We start from the raw sequence: 15,293 nt of genomic DNA, 5'->3' as shown, positions 1-15,293 counted from the left end.
TCGCCCGCAGCCGGTGACCCGAAGCCGCCCTGATGGGCCGGCGCCGGGAGACCGGCTGCGGGCTACCGACGCAGCGCGGAACCCAGGGTGACCGCGCCGAAGAGCAGGGCGGCGAAGCCGGCCAGCAGGGTGTCCTGGTCGGCGAGGAAGTCCAGCATGGCCAGCGTCATGCCCAGCGCGAAGAACGTGCCACCGAGGATCAGCCGGAACGTCACGTCAGCGCCGTGAAGAGCAGTTGTGGCGCGAAGCCCAGGGTGACCGCCACCGCGGAGGCGACGATCAGCGTGGTGGCGGTGGGCCACGGCACCGGGAGCTTGGGCAGGCGCAGGTCGGCCACCGCGATTCCGGGGGCGTCCGCATAGAGGATCGCCGCGGTGCGGACGTAATAGGCCAGGGCGATCACCGCGTTCAGGGCCACCACGCCGGCCAGCCAGGTCCAGCCGGTGTCGATCAGGGTGTCCACAATGGTGATCTTGGCGAAGAGGCCGGCCAGGCCCGGTGGCAGGCCCGCCAGGCCGGCCAGGGCCAACACCAGGGCGGCCGCCGGCCATGGGGAACGCTTGGCCACGCCGCGATAGGACGAGATCTCGCCGCCGTCGGCGTCCGGTGGGAGCAGGGCCACGATCACCGCGAACGCGACGAACTCCAGGGCCACGAAGAACGCCGCATATGCCAGCGCGGCCGGCACGCCCGCGGCGCCGGCCGCCAGGGGAGCCAGGATGTAGCCCGCCTGCGCCACCGACGACCAGGCCAGCAGCCGGATCATCCGGGTCTGCCGCAGCGCCACCAGGTTGCCGACGGTCATGGTCAGCACGGACAGCGTGGCGAGCAGCGCGCCGGTGTCCAGGCGGGTGACCACCGCCGCCAGGGCGACCACGCCGCCGAGCTTCGACGCGGTCGACAGGTATGCCGCGATCGGGATCGGGGCGCCGTCATAGGTCGCGGGCGCCCAGGCGTGCAGCGGGACCGCGGCCACCTTGAAGGCGAAGCCGACGACGATCAGGGACGCGCCCACGCCGGCCAGCGGGGTGTCGCCGGACCCCAGGGCGGCCAGGTGCAGCGCGCCGGTGGCCGCGAACAGCAGCGCCGCGCCGAGCAGCGCGATCGCCGTCGAGATGACACTGACCAGGAAGAACGTCACCGCCGACGCGGCCGCCGTCGCGGTGCGCTTGAGTCCGACCAGGACATACAGCGGGAGGGTCAGGGTCTCCAGGCCGACGATCAGGGTGAGCAGGTCGCCGGCGTACCCGATCACCACGCCGCCGGTCATCGAGCACATCAGCAGGAAGCAGTATTCGCCCGGCGGCGCCGACGTGCGGGTGGACACGGCCAGCACGCCGAGGGTGAGCGCGGCGAAGACGACCGCCACCACGACCGCGGACGGCGCCGGGATCCACGAGCAGTCGGCGCCGACGCAGAACGTGGGCGACGACGAGCCGAACAGCGCGCACACCAGGGTGATCACGGCGCCGGCCGCGGCGGTACCGAAAATCGCGAAGCGCCGACCCACCGTGAGGTCGGCGATCAGGACGAGCACCGCGGCGCCGGCGGCCGCATAGAGCGGCAGCAGGCTGGCGTGATCGACGGCCTGGGTCATCGCAGGGCCTCCGTGAGCGCGCCGATCGGATCCGGTGTCTGGGTCAGCACCAGCGCCGGGACCAGGCCGATCACCAGGGCCAGCAGGATCAGCGGCGACCAGGCGATCCACTCGACCCGGGCGACCCGCGGCTCGGCGATCTCCAGCGCGGCCGGGCCGTGGGTGACGACGCGGAGCAGACGCAGGAAGTAGGCCGCGGTGAGCGCGCCACCGATCGCGGCCAGCACGGCCAGGGTGATCCACAGTGGCCCGCCACGTTCGACGGCGGCGACCACCGCGAACGCCTCACCCCAGAATCCCGCGAGGCCGGGCAGTCCCAGCGAGGCGATCGCCGCGAAGCCGAGCAGACCGGCCAGGCGCGGTGCGGTCTCGCGCAGGCCGCCGAGTTCGCTGAGCAGGCCGGTGTGCGCTCGGTCCTTGATCGCGCCGGCCAGGAAGAACAGCAGGCCGGTGATGACGCCGTGCGCGATGTTGCCGATCAGCGCGGCCTGCACGCCGGTGATCGTCAGCGTGGCGATGCCGAGCAGCACGAAGCCCATGTGGCCGACGCTGGAATAGGCGATCAGCCGCTTCAGCTCGGTCTGCCGCAGACAGATCAGCGAACCCGCGATGATCGCCGCCACCGCCAGCACGGCCAGCACCGGCGCGGCCCACGCGGCGCCCAGCGGCGCCACCCCGACACCGACCCGGATCAGGCCGTAGGTGCCCATCTTCAGCAGCACCCCGGCGAGCATCACGCTGCCGACCGTCGGCGCCTCGGTGTGCGCGTCGGGCAGCCAGGTGTGCAGCGGCCAGAGTGGCGCCTTCACCGCGAACGCCACCGCGAACAGGGTGAACGCCAGGTATTGCGTGTTGCGGGACAGGCCGAGGCCGCCGGCCAGGGCGAACAGGTCCGCGGTGCCGGCCGCCACCACGACGGTGAACACGCCGAGCAGCAGCAGCACCGAGCCGAAGAGCGTGTAGAGCACGAACTTGCGCGCCGCCCGCCGCCGGTCGGGTCCACCCCAGCCGGCGATGATCGCGTACATCGGCAGCAGCACGACCTCGAAGAACACGAAGAACAGGACCAGGTCGAGCGCGAGGAAGGTGCCGAGGATGCCGGCTTCCAAGATCAAGAGCAGAGCGATCAGGGTACGCCCGGAGCCCTTGACCAGCGTGTAGATGCAGCACAGCAGCGTGAGCAGCGCGGTGAGCACGATCAGCGGATAGGAGATGCCGTCCACGCCGAGGTGGAAGCGGATGTCCAGAGCCGGCACCCAGGGCAGGTCCACCTGGCCCCAGGGCACCACCGGCACCGGCGGCGGCGGACCGGCGTCCACCGGCATGTAGTAGAAGAATCGCGGCTCCCGGTCGGCGATGATGCCCACCACCACGGCCAGCACGAGCGTGGCTGCGGCAAGCACGGCGCCGCCGATCCGGCTCAACCGGCCGGGCACCACCGCGACCAGCGCCGCACCCAGCGCGGGCACCGCGATCAGGGCGATCAGCAGGGCACTCACGAGGCGCCTCCGACGATCGCGGCGAGCAGGCCGAGCAGCAGCGCGCCGGTGAAGACGGCGACGGCGGCCCGCGGCAGGGCGGTCTTGTGAGCGGCGGCCAGCAGTGTGCCGACGCCGGTCGCGGCGGTGCCGGTGCCCTCCACGGTCGCGTCCACCACCCGCTCGTCGATCGTCTTGAACGCTCCGGCCAGCGCCCGGATCGGCCGCACCACCAGAACGTTCTGTGCCGCGTCGAGGTGGAAGCCGTCGGCCAGCAACGGCTGCGCCCGGCCCAGCGCGGCCACCGGGTCGACGCCCGGCACCGCCTGCCACAGCCACCAGGCCGCACCGATGCCGGTGACCAGCAGCACCAGCGGCAGCACCACGGCGACGTCCAGGTGCGGGTTCTCGAGCTCCAGCGCCTCACGGAAGCCCGGGGCGAACGCGGCCAGGCCGGCCAGCGCCGCCGGGACGGTCAGCACCAGCACCGGCCAGCGCATCAGCCGCGGCGGGTCGTGCGGGGTGCCGGGGCGGTCGTATCGGGCGTCGTCGAAGCCGACCTCCCAGTCCGGACCGTCCGGGCCGTATTCGCGGGACGGGCCGAAGAACGCGCGCAGCAGCAGGCGGGTCGAGTACCAGGCGGTGATCAGCACGCCGAGCAGCGCGGCCACCCAGACGATCCACCCGGTCCAGACCGGCGCCGCCTCCCCGCCCTCGGTGGCGTGCGCGGCCGCGACCAGCACGTTCTCCTTCGACCAGAAACCGGCCAGCGGCGGCACCCCGGCCAGCGCGCCGAGCCCGATCACAAAGGACCAGAAGGTCACCGGCATGGTCCGGCGCAGGCCGCCCATCCGGGACAGATAGTTGGTGCCGACCGCGTGGATCACCGCGCCCGCCGCGAGGAACAGCAGCGCCTTGAACGCGGCGTGGGTGAGCAGGTGGAACAGTGCCGCGGCGGGCGAGCCGACGGCCAGCGCCCCGGTCATGTAGCCGATCTGGGACACCGTCGACCAGGCCAGCACGCGCTTGAGGTCGTCCTGAGCCATCGCGGAGAGCGCGCCGAGCAGCAGCGTGATCGCGGCCATCACACCGAGCGTGGCCAGCGCCACCGGCGACTGCTCGAAGAGCGGATAGAGCCGGAACACCACATAGACCCCGGCGGCGACCATGGTGGCGGCGTGGATCAGCGCGGAGATCGGGGTCGGGCCGGCCATCGCGTCCGGCAGCCAGGTGTGCAGCGGGAACTGCGCGCTCTTGCCGGCCACCCCGGCCAGGATGAGCAGCAGCGCGGCGGTCAGCGTGCCGGCGCTGTGGTCGTGGTCGAGCACCTCGTCGATCCGGAAACTGCCCGCGCTCACCCCGAGCACCGCGATGCCGAGCAGGAAGCCGACGTCGCCGACCCGGGTGACCAGGAACGCCTTGACCGCGGCGGCGGGCGCCTCGGGCAGCCGCCGGTCGTGGCCGATCAGCAGGTAGGAGCAGATGCCCATCACCTCCCACCCGACCAGCAGCAGGATCAGGTCGCCGGAGGTCACCACGAGCAGCATCGCGCCGGTGAAGAGCGAGACCTGGGCGGCGTAGGGCGCGTACCGGTCGTCGTCGTGCAGATAGGCGACCGAGTAGATCTGCACGGCGAGCGCGACGACGGTGACCGCGAGGCAGACGTAGAAGGCGGCCGGTCCGGCGGAGAAGCCCAGCGTCACGTCCAGGTCGCCGAAGCTCACCCAGTCGAGGTGCGCCTCGGAGACATCGTCCGAGATGATCAACCAGAACACCGTGATGGCCAGCGCCAGTGCCGCGCCGGCGATCCCGAGAGCCGCCGCGCCCCTTCTCCCGCCAGGACGCAGCAAAAGGCCGATCAACCCCAAGACGATGGGTACGCCGGGCAGCGCCGTCCCGAAGATCGCCGTGATGATCACCGGGCGACCTGCCCGGTCTCGTCCAGTTCGATCTCGTCCACCGCGACCGCCCGCCGCAACCGATAGAACTGCAGCACGATGGCCAGCCCGACACCCACCTCGGCGGCGGCCAGCACGATCACGAAGAGCGCGAACACCGCCCCGCCGTGCTCTTTCTCCGGCAGCGTGACGTCGGCGGTCACGAAGATCACATTGACCGCGTTGAGCATCAGCTCGACGGCCATCAGCACCAGGATCGCGTTGCGCCGGCGCAGCACGCCATAGACGCCGAGGCCGAAGAGCAGGGCGGCGATCACGTAGGGGATGACGGCGTGCATCTACGCCCTCCCCTTGATGTCGCGGTGGCTTTCCTTGATGTCCGGGCGGGACAGCACGATCGCCCCGATCAGCGCGGACAGCAGCAGGATCGAGATCACCTCGAAGGGCAGCACCCAGGCGCCGAAGATCTGCGCGCCCATCCGCTCGGCGGTGGCCGCCTCGGGCAGCGGGAAGATCGCCCAGCGGAACGCGTCCACCAGCAGCGCGGCCAGGCCCAGCCCGACCCCACCGCCGACCAGCAGGGCCGGCCAGACCGGTCGGTCCAGGTCGTCCGAGGCGCCGATCGGCGCGCGGGTCAGCATCACCGCGAAGAGCAGCAGCACGACCACCGCGCCCACATAGACCAGCACCTGCACCCAGGCCACCAGCTCGGCGCCGAGCACCAGATAGAGCCCGGCGATCGCACCCAGGCTGATCACCAGGTAGAGCCCGGCGCGCACGATGTGCCGCGAGGTGACGACGAGCGCGCCGGAGCCGACCGCCACGACGCCCAGCGCGAGCAGAAGAGCGTCGGCGACCGTCACTTCGCGGCCTTCTTGGCCGCGTTCGCCTCTTCCTTCGAGGGCTCACCGAGCACGTCGTGGGCGGGCGGCGGCGGGACGGTCGGCATCCAGGCGGCCAGCCGGCTCTTGTCGTGCAGCAGGTCGAGGACGTCGGTCTCGGCGTACTCGAACTCGGGCGTCCAGTGCAGCGCGTCGAACGGGCAGACCTCGATGCAGATGCCGCAGTACATGCACAGCGAGAAGTCGATGTCGAAGCGGCCCAGCACGTTGCGCTGGCGCGGCCGGGCGGCGCCCGGGACGACGACCTCTTCCTTGTGCGAGTCGATGTAGATGCACCAGTCCGGACACTCGCGGGCGCACAGCATGCAGACCGTGCAGTTCTCCTCGAGCAGCGCGATCACGCCGCGCGAACGCGGCGGAAGCTCCGGCTCGACGTCCGGATATTGCTGCGTGGTGCTGCGCGACACCATCGTGCGCAGGGTGACGGCAAGCCCGTTGATCAGGCCCGCACCCGGCGTGCTCCGCTCCCCGTCCTCACTCACAAGAGCACATCCTGCCCCTTCGGCCGATCTCAGGCGAGCACACCCCCCGAGGTTGACCCTGACACCGTGTCAGGCTGTTGAGTGGAGCGCATGACGAACTACTCCAAGCCCGGGGTGATGACCGATCCGGGCAAGCACAAGGCACTGTTCGACGGGATGCCGGGGGACGCGGCCGGGATCGCCCGGGTGGTGCAGGGGCTGATGGTCCACGAGTTCTGGGCGGACGCCTATGGGCTCTCGCTCAGCGACGAAGACAAGGCCACGGTGCATCTGCGCCGCGTCGAGGACATGCTCGACGCGATCGTGCGCAAGGACGACCGGCCGTTGGACGTGGCCCGGGAGCCGGCCGGCCGGATCGCCACCAACTGTCGCGGGTTCACGGTGCTCGCGGTGGCTCTGCTGCGGCACGCGGGGGTGCCGGCGCGGGCGCGGTGCGGGTTCGGCACCTACTTCGATCCGGGAAAGTACGGGGACCACTGGGTCGTGGAGTTCGACGACGGCGGGCGCTGGCGGATGCTCGACGCGCAGATCGACGGTCTGCAGCGGGACGCCCTGAAGATCGATTTCGACCTGACCGACATGCCGCCGGGCGCGTTCGTGATCGCCGGCGACGGGTGGCAGCGCTACCGAGGCGGCGAGGACCCGGACCTCTACGGTCTGACCGGGGTCGATCAGGGCTGGTGGTGGATCGCCGGCAACGTGATGCGGGACGCGGCCGCCCTGGACGACGTCGAGCTGCTCCCCTGGGACGTCTGGGGCGCCATGCCGGAGCCCACGGACGAGGCCGAGCCGGCACACCCGCTCTTCGACCGGCTCTCCGCCCTGACGCTGGCCCCGGACACCGCCGAGGTGCGGACGATGATGCACGAGGACGAGCGGGTGCGGGTGCCGGACAAGGTCTTCAACTTCCTGCGCAAGCGGCTCGAGCCGATCAGGTCAGCACCTTGACCACCGCGGTCAGCACCAGCTGACCCAGCGCGACCGGCACGAGGACCAACCAGCAGAGCCGTTGCAGCTGGTCCTCGCGCAGGCGCGGGTTGCTCATCCGCACCCACATGATCACGAAGGTCACCGCGAACGTCTTGGCCAGCGTCCACAGCCAGCCGAGGTGCTCGGCGAACGGGCCGTGCCAGCCGCCGAGGAACAGGATCGCGGTGAGCGCGGCGATCACCACGATGCCCACGTACTCCGCCAGCAGGAAGAATGCGAAGCGCATGCCGGTGTACTCGGTCATGTAGCCGAAGACCAGCTCGGACTCGGCGATCGGCATGTCGAACGGTGGGCGGCGGATCTCGGCGAGGCCGGAGATGAAGAAGACCACCGCGGCCGGCGCCTGCCAGATCAGCCACCACGGCGACCACGCCGCCACGATGCCGGGCAGGCTGAGCGTGCCCGCCGCCATCGCGACGCTGGCCGCGGCGAGCACCAGCGGCAGCTCGTACCCCAGCAGTTGCGCCGCGCCGCGCAGGCCGCCGAGCAGGCTGTACTTGTTCGCCGACGCCCACGCCGACATCAGCACCGCGACCACGCCGACGCCGAGCACGGCGAGCACGAAGAACAGGCCGATGTCCAAGGCCTGGACGACCAGGCCGCCGGGTCCGAGCGGCAGGGCCAGGAAGACCAGCAGGTAGGGGAACAGCGCCACGATCGGGGCCAGCCGGAACACGTGCCGGTCCGCGGCGCGCGGCGTGATGTCCTCCTTCTGCAGGAACTTCACGCCATCGGCCACCAGCTGAGCCCAGCCGTGGAAGCCGCCCGCATACATCGGACCCAGGCGGGCCTGCATGTGCGCCATCACCTTGTGCTCGGCCTGGCCCACCACCAGCGGCAGGATCAGGAATGCGGCCAGCACGGCGGCCACCCGGATGAGCAGGTCGAGCCAGAGCGGCATCAGGACTCCTCGTCCTGCGGGGCGGCGGGCTTGGTGGCCTTCGGACCCCACTCGCTCGGATCGGGCACGCCGGGCGGGCGCATCGGGGCGCGCTTGGCCGGCCCGCCGCCCTCGCTCTCGCCCGGCTCCTTGGCGCCCGGCCACGGCTTGGCCACCCGGGAGGCGAGCACGAACTCCTTGCGCAGCGGGTTGCCCTCGAAGCCCGGCGGCAGCAGCAGCGGGCGCAGGTCGGGGTGCCGGGCAAAGCCGATGCCGAACATCTCGTGCGTCTCGCGCTCGTGCCAGGCCGCACCCGGATAGAGGTCGGTCAGCGTCTCCACCACCGGCTCCTCGCGGGGCACCCGGGCCCGCAGCAGCACCCCGTGCCGGCGCCGGCTGGACCACAGGTGGCAGATCACCGAGAAGCCCTCGTCGAGCTCGTCGACGGCGGACAGCCAGTCGAAGAAGTCGCAGCCCAGCACACCCGGGTCGAGCGCCGCGCCGGCGGCCGCCCACCAGCGGGCGACCGGCACGTCGACCACCGCACGCTCGTGGCCGGGTCCGCCGCCGGAGACCCCGGCGGTCACGTCGCCGGCCTCCGGCGCTTCGGCGATCAGCAGGGCGACCAGCCGCTCGCCGACCTCTTCAGGCGTCATGCAGGCATCCTAGATCCGGGCCCGCGGAGGTCACCCCCCGCAGGCCCGGATCTAGGTCAGAAGATCCGGAAGTAGCTGCCCGTGGTCCAACCCGTGCCCACCTGCCGGACCGGGTCGGGGAACAGCGTGTTCTGCCCTGAGGTGTCGCCGGTCGAGCGCCGCAGCAGCAACCGGCCGTCCGAGTGGTTGGCCACGATGTCGGTCCGGCCGTCGCCGTCCTGGTCGCCGACCAGGAACCGCGGGTACGCCGCGGTCGTGTAGCCCGGGTTGAAGGTCAGCCCGCCGCCGACGAACGGCCCGGTGGGGTTGTGCGTGTTGGGGAACGTGCGCATCATGCCGGTGCTGTAGACGGCCGTGATGTCGCCGAACTCGTCGCCGTCGAAGTCACCGGTGAGGATGCGCGGGACGTTCGTGGTGGTCCAGCCGCTGCCGACCTGGATCGGCGGGGTGTTCCACAACGTGCCCGCCCCGCTCAGGTCGCCGGACGAGCGGTAGAGCATGAGCCGGCCGTCGGTGTGCTGGGCGATCAGGTCGCTGTCCAGGTCGCCGTCGATGTCCATCGTGAACAGCCGCGGGTAGTTGGCCGCGGTCAGCCCGATGGTGAGGTGCGGCGAGCCGGCGCCGACGAACAACTGACTGTCGCCGATCACGCCGCTGGACGGCCAGGCCCGGATGCCGCCGTCGGTGTAGACCGCCGCGATGTCGGTGCGCCCGTCGCCGTTGAAGTCACCGGTGAGGATGCGCGGCACCCGCTGCGTGGTCCAGCCCGCGCCGACGATGAACACCGGCTGCGGGAACAGCGAGCCCTCGAACGACATGTTGCCGGTCGACGCCCACATGAGCAGGTCGCCGTCGTCCCTCTGCCGGGCGATGTCGGTCTTGTTGTCGCCGTTGAAGTCGCCGAGCACGATGCGCGGCACACCGGCCGACGTCCAGCCACGGCCCTGGACGAACCACGCCGGGTACGCCGGGACCGCCCCGGTGGTGTCGCCCGAGCCCGCCCAGGCACGCAGGTCGCCGGCCGGGTTGTTGCCGAACAGATCGGCGATGCAGTCGCCGGTGAAGTCCGGCCACGCCCCGCCGAGGCCGGACCCGGTCACCACGCCGCCGGGCGCGTTGCAGCGCGGCTTGCTGATCCCGGCGATCCAGCCGGCCAGATCGTCGACGCGGGCCTCGACCGACTCGGCGCCGGTGCCCTCGGCGTCGAGGCAGCCCAGCTGACCCGAGGACTGGTGCAGGCCGACGAGCGTGACGGCATCGCCGGTGACGCGCAGGGCGGGACCGCCCGCGTCGCCCTGGCAGACGGCCGCCGTCTCGCCGTCACCCGGCGCGGCGGTCAGCGTCGCGGCGTCCACCGCACCGACCGTGACGGTCGCGCCGTGCAGGCGGTCGGGCACCCAGGTGTCGCCGGTGCGGCCGAAGCCGAGCAGCCGCAGCTCGTCGCCGCCGACCGGCGCGGTGGTCGCCACCGGCACCGGCGGCACGTCCCGGACCGGCTGCGCGAGCCGGGCCAGCACCACATCGCGATCGGGATGCGGCGCCAGCCGGGTGACTCTCAGCACGTGCCCGGCCGTGGTGCCCCGGTCGGTGCGCCCGACGGTGACCGTGGTCGGCTCGGCCGGAGCGCCCGCGGGCACATCCGCACCGAAGCACTGCTTCAGCGTGATGATCCACTGTGCCGCGACCAATGCGCCGGAGCAGCCGGCCCGCTCGCCGATCTGCACCTGCGCGGCGAACCGATAGGTCTGATTGGCCCCCTCGTCGGAGCCGATCACCGCGTGCGCGGCGGTCGTGCCCGCGAGCAGCGCAGCCGTCACCGTGGCCACCCCGAGGGCGGCCTTCTTTCCCCGTGTCACTACTGAATCCTCCGCTGTCGCAGCGCCCCCGAATGAGTGCAGGCATCATAGGTCGTCGATGACCCGCGTCGCTGCCCCGGAGGGCGCAACCTGTGCACGACCCAGCGCGTGTAGTCCACGTGACACCAACCTTCGATGAGCTTTACGCCGCGCACTACGCCGACCTGACGGTGCAGCTCTATGCGTATTTCGGGGATCGTCAGGAAGCGCAGGACGTGGTGCAGGAAGCGTTCGTCCGAGCGCTGGCCCGTTGGCGGTCGGTGTCCACCTACGACGATCCGGTGGCTTGGGTGCGCCGGGTGGCGTGGAACCTGGCGGTCAGCCGCTGGCGCCGCACCAAGACGGCATTGAGTTTCGCCGGGCGACATCGCCCGGCCGACGCACGCCTGGAGGGTCCCGACCCGGATCGGGTCGCGCTGGTGACCGCGCTCGGCGCGCTGCCCGACCACCACCGGCGTGCCCTGGTCCTGCACTACCTGGCCGATCTGCCGCTGGCCGAGATCGCGGAACGAGAACGGGTGCCGGAAGGCACCGTGAAGTCCTGGCTGCACCGGGGGCGCGCCGCGCTCGCCGTCCAGCTCCGGACGTCCGAAGAGGAGGCTCACCGATGACCGATCAACTCGAAGACCTGTTCACCGACCTGCGCACCGACACCCTGCACCTGCTCCGGCCGCCGGGAGCGGACGCCGCCCGGCGGACCCTGCGGCGGCGCCGCACCACGCGATCGGTGGCCGCCGCGGCGGCCCTGACCCTGGCGGGTGCCGGGATCTTCCTCGCCGTGCCTGGCCACGGCACCCCCACGAGCGACACGCCTGGGGACCGGGAGGCGGCGGCCGCCGCGGTGGTTCCGCCCAGGCCCGGCGACCTCTACGCAGATCAGGGCGTGGCCGGCGACGAGACGATGAGGCTGGACCGTCTGGTCGGTGGAATCACGCTGACCACGGCCTGCGCCGGGCGCGGCCGGGTCGCGATCAGCCTGCAAGAGGTCGTTCCGTCCTGGACCCTGCCCGGCAGTTCGCCGCCGAAGGTCGGGTTCAAAGCCGGCGGCACTGTGGTCGACTGCGGTGACGTCCCCACCGCGCAGACCAGCCGGTTCCCCGGATTCGGGAATTCGGGGCCGGTGACGATCACGGTGCGTGCCAACGCCGAAGCGGCCGGCTGGTCCGGCTACGCGTGGCGGCTGGAACCGTCCTGAGCGATCACTCCAGGCCGGGGAGGCGGCCGTTGCGGAAGACGTCGACGAAGTCCTGGTGGTCCTCGCGGGCCTGGTCGCCGTACTTGTGGGCGAAGTCGATCAGGTGCGGCACGAAGGTGGCCTCGTCCTTGTCGACGGCCGCGACGATCGCCTCCTCGGTGGAGAAGTCGACCAGGTCGTGGCTGGACTCGTCGTCGGCGACCGAGTGCATGCGGGCCACCGCGCGGCCCAGGTCGGAGACCACGCCGGTGAGCTCCTCGGGCTCGTTGACGTCGGACCAGTCGAGGTCGGCGGCATAGGGCGAGACCTCGGCGACGAGCTGGCCGATGCCGTTCAGCTCGGTGTAGCCCACCCACGGGTCGGCGTGCGCCTGCAGGGCGAGCTGCGACTCGGCGGTGCGGTGCCCCTGGTGCTTGAAGTACCCCTTGACCCGCTCGTCGTCGATCCACCGCGCGACGGCCGGCACCTGGGCCTGCTTCATGTAGATGATCACGTCGTTCTCGAGCGCCTCGGTGTGCCCCTCGAGCAGCAGGTTGTAGGACGGTAGCCCGGCCGAGCCGATGCCCACGCCCTTGCGCAGCTTGATGTCCTTGATGTTGGTGGACATCGGCCGGGTGGCGGCGGCGGGCCGGGTGGTCAGGTAGCGGTCGAACGCCTCGCGCACGGTCGCCTCGACGTCCGGCTCGACCTCGTAGACGCCGTCGCCGAGGGAGAACCGCCGCTCGTACGCGTCGATGGTGGTCTGTCCGGCGAGCAGATCGACCCGGGTGTTGAGCCGGGCCTCCTGCAGCACCTCACGCAGCACGCCGTCGGCGTTCTGCAGGGTGATCGAGCCGATCGCGTCGTCACCGCCGGCCGCGATCGCCCGGAGCTCGGTCAGATAGGACTCGGCGAACCGCCGGACGAGGTCGGTGATCCAGTCGTCGGAGAGTGCCTTCGCGTATCCGATCAGCGCGACGCTGGCGGCGAACCGCTTGAGGTCCCAGGAGAACGGCCCGACATAGGCCTCGTCGAAGTCGTTGACGTTGAAGACCAGCTGCCCGGTGCCGTTCATGTAGGTGCCGAAGTTCTCCGCGTGCAGGTCGCCGTGGATCCACACCCGGCTGGTGTGCTCGTCCAGGAAGCGGTCGTCGCGATAGGCGCCGGTCTGGTCGGCATAGAACAGCGACGCGCTGCCACGATAGAAGGCGAACGGCGACGCCGCCATCTTTCGGAACTTGCGCCGGAAAGCGGCCGGGTCCTGTGCCATCAGGTCGCCGAACTCCCTGCTCAGCACCTCGATGATGAAGTCCGCGCGCGACTGCTCAGTCATGAAACGGAGATTAACCCCCGCTAGCCACCGGCGGGACGACCTTTGGGGCAGTCAAGGAGGCCGCATCGCGCAGCAGCGGGTCGGGGCGCGCGACGCCACCGATTCCGGACTGCTCGGCGGCGATCTTCTCCTGCAGCGTCAGGATGCCGTGCAGCAGCGCCTCCGGCCGCGGCGGGCAGCCGGGCACATAGACGTCCACCGGGATCAGCTGGTCGACACCCTTGGTCACCGAGTACGAGTCCCAATAGGGCCCGCCACAGTTCGAGCACGACCCGAACGAGATCACGTACTTCGGCTCGGGCATCTGGTCATAGAGCCGCTTGATGGCCGGCGCCATCTTGTCGGTGACCGTGCCGGAGACCACCATCAGGTCGGCCTGCCGCGGACCGTGCGCGAACGGGATCACGCCCAGCCGGATGAAGTCGTGCCGGCCCATGCTGGCCGCGATGAACTCGATGGCGCAGCAGGCCAGGCCGAAATTGAAGACCCACAGTGAATAGCGGCGCCCCCAATTCAGCACGAATCGGATCGGCTCCCCCAGCACTCCCGGCAGTCCGGCCACGCCGCCAACCTACCCGCTACCAGGTCGGCCGTTGCAGCAGGCTGAGGAAGCCGGTGAGCAGCGCCTCGCGCAGGGCGGGCGGCGCCGCGTCCAGCAGCGTGTTGACCGCCGCCATCGGCCCGACCGCGCCGTCGGCCAGCCCCAGCCCGCCGGCCAGCCCTTCGATCAGCTCCGGCGTGACCATCTCCGGCGTCAGCGAGGCGGCCGCGCCGAGCAGTTCCGGCGGCAACTCGATCGGCCCACGCTCGCGGGTGGCGAGGACCGCCGCGGCGAGATCGGCCGCGAAGTCCGTCGCGGTCGCGCTCACCGCGGCGGTCACGGTGAGATGGATGGTCGGCGGCAGATTCCGGTACGCGAGCTGCGGCTGCGTGTGCCAGCCACGGGCGGCGAGCTCATCGGCCAGCACGAACAGGTCGACGCCGTCCGAGGTCAGGCACACCACCGTGGTCTCCGGCCGGGCGAAGAGCCGCACGCCGTCGGCCGCCTCCACCGCCGCGGCCAGCGTTCGCACCGCATCCCGGGTCTGCGCCGCCAATGCGGCATAACCGGCCGCGCCGAGGTGCCGCAGCACGGCCAGCGCCGCCGCGATCGGCCCGCCGGACCGGGTGGACGAGACGCCCGGATTGATCATGGTGTAGCCCGGCCAGTCCGCGTACGCGAAATATTGCGGCAGGCGCAGCTTCTGGTCCCGGTGCAGCAGGACGGAGACGCCCTTCGGGACATAGGCGTACTTGTGCAGGTCGACCGAGATGCTGGTGACGCCGGGCAGGGACAGGTCGAACGGTGGCACGTCGGCGCCGAGTTTCCGCAGGTCGGGCAGCACCCAGCCGCCGAAGCAGGCGTCCACGTGACAGCGCACGCCGCGCTCGGCGGCGATCGCGGCGACCTCGGCCACCGGATCAACCACGCCGTGCGCGTAGGAGGGCGCGGACACCGCCACCAGCACGGTGTCATCGCGGATCGCCGCCGCCGTCGCCACCGGGTCGGCCCGCAGGTCGGCGCCGACCGGCACGGTGTCGAGCTCGACCCGCAGGTAGTGCGCGGCCTTGGCGAACGCCGCGTGCGCGGTGGACGGGACGACCAGCCGGGGCCGGTCGAGATCCGGTCGCGCGTCCCGAGCCGCCTTGACCGCGAGCAGCAGCGACTCGGTGCCGCCGCTGGTCACCGTGCCGACCGTCTCCGGCCCGCCGCCGAGTCGCCGGGCAGCGGCCGCGACCAGCGCGTTCTCCATCGCCAGCAGGGACGGGAAGGCGGTCGGGTCGAGGCCGTTGACGTGCGCGGAGAGTGCGTAGGCCGCATTGGCCAGCTCGTCGAGCCCGGGCACCGCCGGGTCGTACACGTAGGCGAACAGCCGGCCGCCGTGCGTCGGCAGGTCAGCGGCCCGCAGCTCGCGGAGCTCGGCGAGGACCTGGTCGGCCGGGACCCCGGTGTCGGGCAGCGCGTCGATCATGCCCGACGCTATCGCGGACCGGGGTCGCCGCACCC

General features: G+C 71.6%; 16 protein-coding genes. 3 read left to right on the top strand and 13 right to left on the bottom strand.

Annotated elements, in window-relative coordinates; genetic code table 11:
- Positions 1-62 precede the first annotated feature (62 nt).
- From ACZ6TI_RS09605 to ACZ6TI_RS09575, 7 genes are read right to left on the bottom strand one after another with little or no spacing between them, the layout of a single operon-like run.
- On the bottom strand, positions 63-215 hold the full coding sequence (locus ACZ6TI_RS09605) for a hypothetical protein (RefSeq protein ID WP_465344562.1): 153 nt from the start codon (positions 213-215) through the stop codon (positions 63-65).
- Positions 212-1,597 carry an NADH-quinone oxidoreductase subunit N gene (locus tag ACZ6TI_RS09600; RefSeq protein WP_465344561.1) on the bottom strand — a complete coding sequence of 462 codons (1,386 nt, stop codon included), beginning with the start codon at positions 1,595-1,597 and terminating at the stop codon, positions 212-214. Before ACZ6TI_RS09600 ends, ACZ6TI_RS09605 begins: the two co-directional genes overlap by 4 nt.
- Complete coding sequence (locus ACZ6TI_RS09595; protein ID WP_465344560.1) at positions 1,594-3,096, bottom strand: complex I subunit 4 family protein; 1,503 nt, start codon at positions 3,094-3,096, stop codon at positions 1,594-1,596. The genes ACZ6TI_RS09600 and ACZ6TI_RS09595 overlap by 4 nt, the downstream gene beginning before the upstream one ends.
- Complete coding sequence (locus ACZ6TI_RS09590) at positions 3,093-4,994, bottom strand: NADH-quinone oxidoreductase subunit 5 family protein (RefSeq protein ID WP_465344559.1); 1,902 nt, start codon at positions 4,992-4,994, stop codon at positions 3,093-3,095. The genes ACZ6TI_RS09595 and ACZ6TI_RS09590 overlap by 4 nt, the downstream gene beginning before the upstream one ends.
- The gene (gene nuoK / locus ACZ6TI_RS09585; protein WP_465344558.1) at positions 4,991-5,311 is read right to left on the bottom strand and encodes an NADH-quinone oxidoreductase subunit NuoK; all 321 of its coding nucleotides are present in this window, start codon (positions 5,309-5,311) and stop codon (positions 4,991-4,993) included. The genes ACZ6TI_RS09590 and nuoK overlap by 4 nt, the downstream gene beginning before the upstream one ends.
- Complete coding sequence (locus tag ACZ6TI_RS09580; protein WP_465344557.1) at positions 5,312-5,836, bottom strand: NADH-quinone oxidoreductase subunit J family protein; 525 nt, start codon at positions 5,834-5,836, stop codon at positions 5,312-5,314.
- Entirely contained in the window at positions 5,833-6,357 is a 525-nt protein-coding gene (locus ACZ6TI_RS09575; RefSeq protein ID WP_465344556.1) for a NuoI/complex I 23 kDa subunit family protein, read from the bottom strand. Before ACZ6TI_RS09575 ends, ACZ6TI_RS09580 begins: the two co-directional genes overlap by 4 nt.
- 90 nt (positions 6,358-6,447) lie before the next feature.
- Here ACZ6TI_RS09575 and ACZ6TI_RS09570 point away from each other — a divergent pair, with 90 nt between their 5' ends.
- On the top strand, positions 6,448-7,305 hold the full coding sequence (locus ACZ6TI_RS09570; RefSeq protein ID WP_465344555.1) for a transglutaminase-like domain-containing protein: 858 nt from the start codon (positions 6,448-6,450) through the stop codon (positions 7,303-7,305).
- On the opposite strand, the gene ACZ6TI_RS09565 is transcribed toward ACZ6TI_RS09570, so the two are convergent.
- From ACZ6TI_RS09565 to ACZ6TI_RS09555, 3 genes are read right to left on the bottom strand one after another with little or no spacing between them, the layout of a single operon-like run.
- A complete protein-coding gene (locus ACZ6TI_RS09565; protein ID WP_465344554.1) occupies positions 7,289-8,248 on the bottom strand; it encodes a complex I subunit 1/NuoH family protein in 960 nt (319 codons plus the stop codon). The two genes, ACZ6TI_RS09570 and ACZ6TI_RS09565, sit on opposite strands and share 17 nt — an antisense overlap.
- A complete protein-coding gene (locus ACZ6TI_RS09560; protein WP_465344553.1) occupies positions 8,248-8,883 on the bottom strand; it encodes an NADH-quinone oxidoreductase subunit C in 636 nt (211 codons plus the stop codon). The genes ACZ6TI_RS09565 and ACZ6TI_RS09560 overlap by 1 nt, the downstream gene beginning before the upstream one ends.
- Positions 8,884-8,939: 56 nt before the next feature.
- Positions 8,940-10,739: an FG-GAP-like repeat-containing protein gene (locus ACZ6TI_RS09555; RefSeq protein WP_465344552.1), complete on the bottom strand. Its 1,800-nt coding sequence runs from the start codon at positions 10,737-10,739 to the stop codon at positions 8,940-8,942.
- Positions 10,740-10,858: 119 nt separating this feature from the next.
- On the opposite strand from ACZ6TI_RS09555, the gene ACZ6TI_RS09550 reads away from it, so the two are divergent.
- Both ACZ6TI_RS09550 and ACZ6TI_RS09545 read left to right on the top strand, forming a co-directional pair.
- Positions 10,859-11,350, top strand: a complete 492-nt coding sequence (locus tag ACZ6TI_RS09550; protein WP_465344551.1) for an RNA polymerase sigma factor — start codon at positions 10,859-10,861, stop codon at positions 11,348-11,350.
- The gene (locus ACZ6TI_RS09545; protein WP_465344550.1) at positions 11,347-11,934 is read left to right on the top strand and encodes a hypothetical protein; all 588 of its coding nucleotides are present in this window, start codon (positions 11,347-11,349) and stop codon (positions 11,932-11,934) included. The genes ACZ6TI_RS09550 and ACZ6TI_RS09545 overlap by 4 nt, the downstream gene beginning before the upstream one ends.
- 4 nt (positions 11,935-11,938) lie before the next feature.
- Here ACZ6TI_RS09545 and ACZ6TI_RS09540 read toward each other — a convergent pair whose 3' ends face one another.
- The 3 genes from ACZ6TI_RS09540 to ACZ6TI_RS09530 are packed head-to-tail and all read right to left on the bottom strand — an operon-like array spanning position 11,939 to position 15,258.
- On the bottom strand, positions 11,939-13,246 hold the full coding sequence (locus tag ACZ6TI_RS09540) for a DUF2252 domain-containing protein (protein WP_465344549.1): 1,308 nt from the start codon (positions 13,244-13,246) through the stop codon (positions 11,939-11,941).
- 10 nt (positions 13,247-13,256) lie between these two features.
- On the bottom strand, positions 13,257-13,808 hold the full coding sequence (locus tag ACZ6TI_RS09535) for an NADH-quinone oxidoreductase subunit B (RefSeq protein ID WP_465344548.1): 552 nt from the start codon (positions 13,806-13,808) through the stop codon (positions 13,257-13,259).
- A 16-nt stretch (positions 13,809-13,824) separates the two neighbouring features.
- Complete coding sequence (locus ACZ6TI_RS09530) at positions 13,825-15,258, bottom strand: pyridoxal phosphate-dependent decarboxylase family protein (protein WP_465344547.1); 1,434 nt, start codon at positions 15,256-15,258, stop codon at positions 13,825-13,827.
- Between the last annotated feature and the right edge of the window lie 35 nt (positions 15,259-15,293).

It is taken from the genome of Actinoplanes sp. NPDC051388 (assembly GCF_055586225.1).
This window is presented reverse-complemented; position numbering and strand designations above follow the sequence as displayed.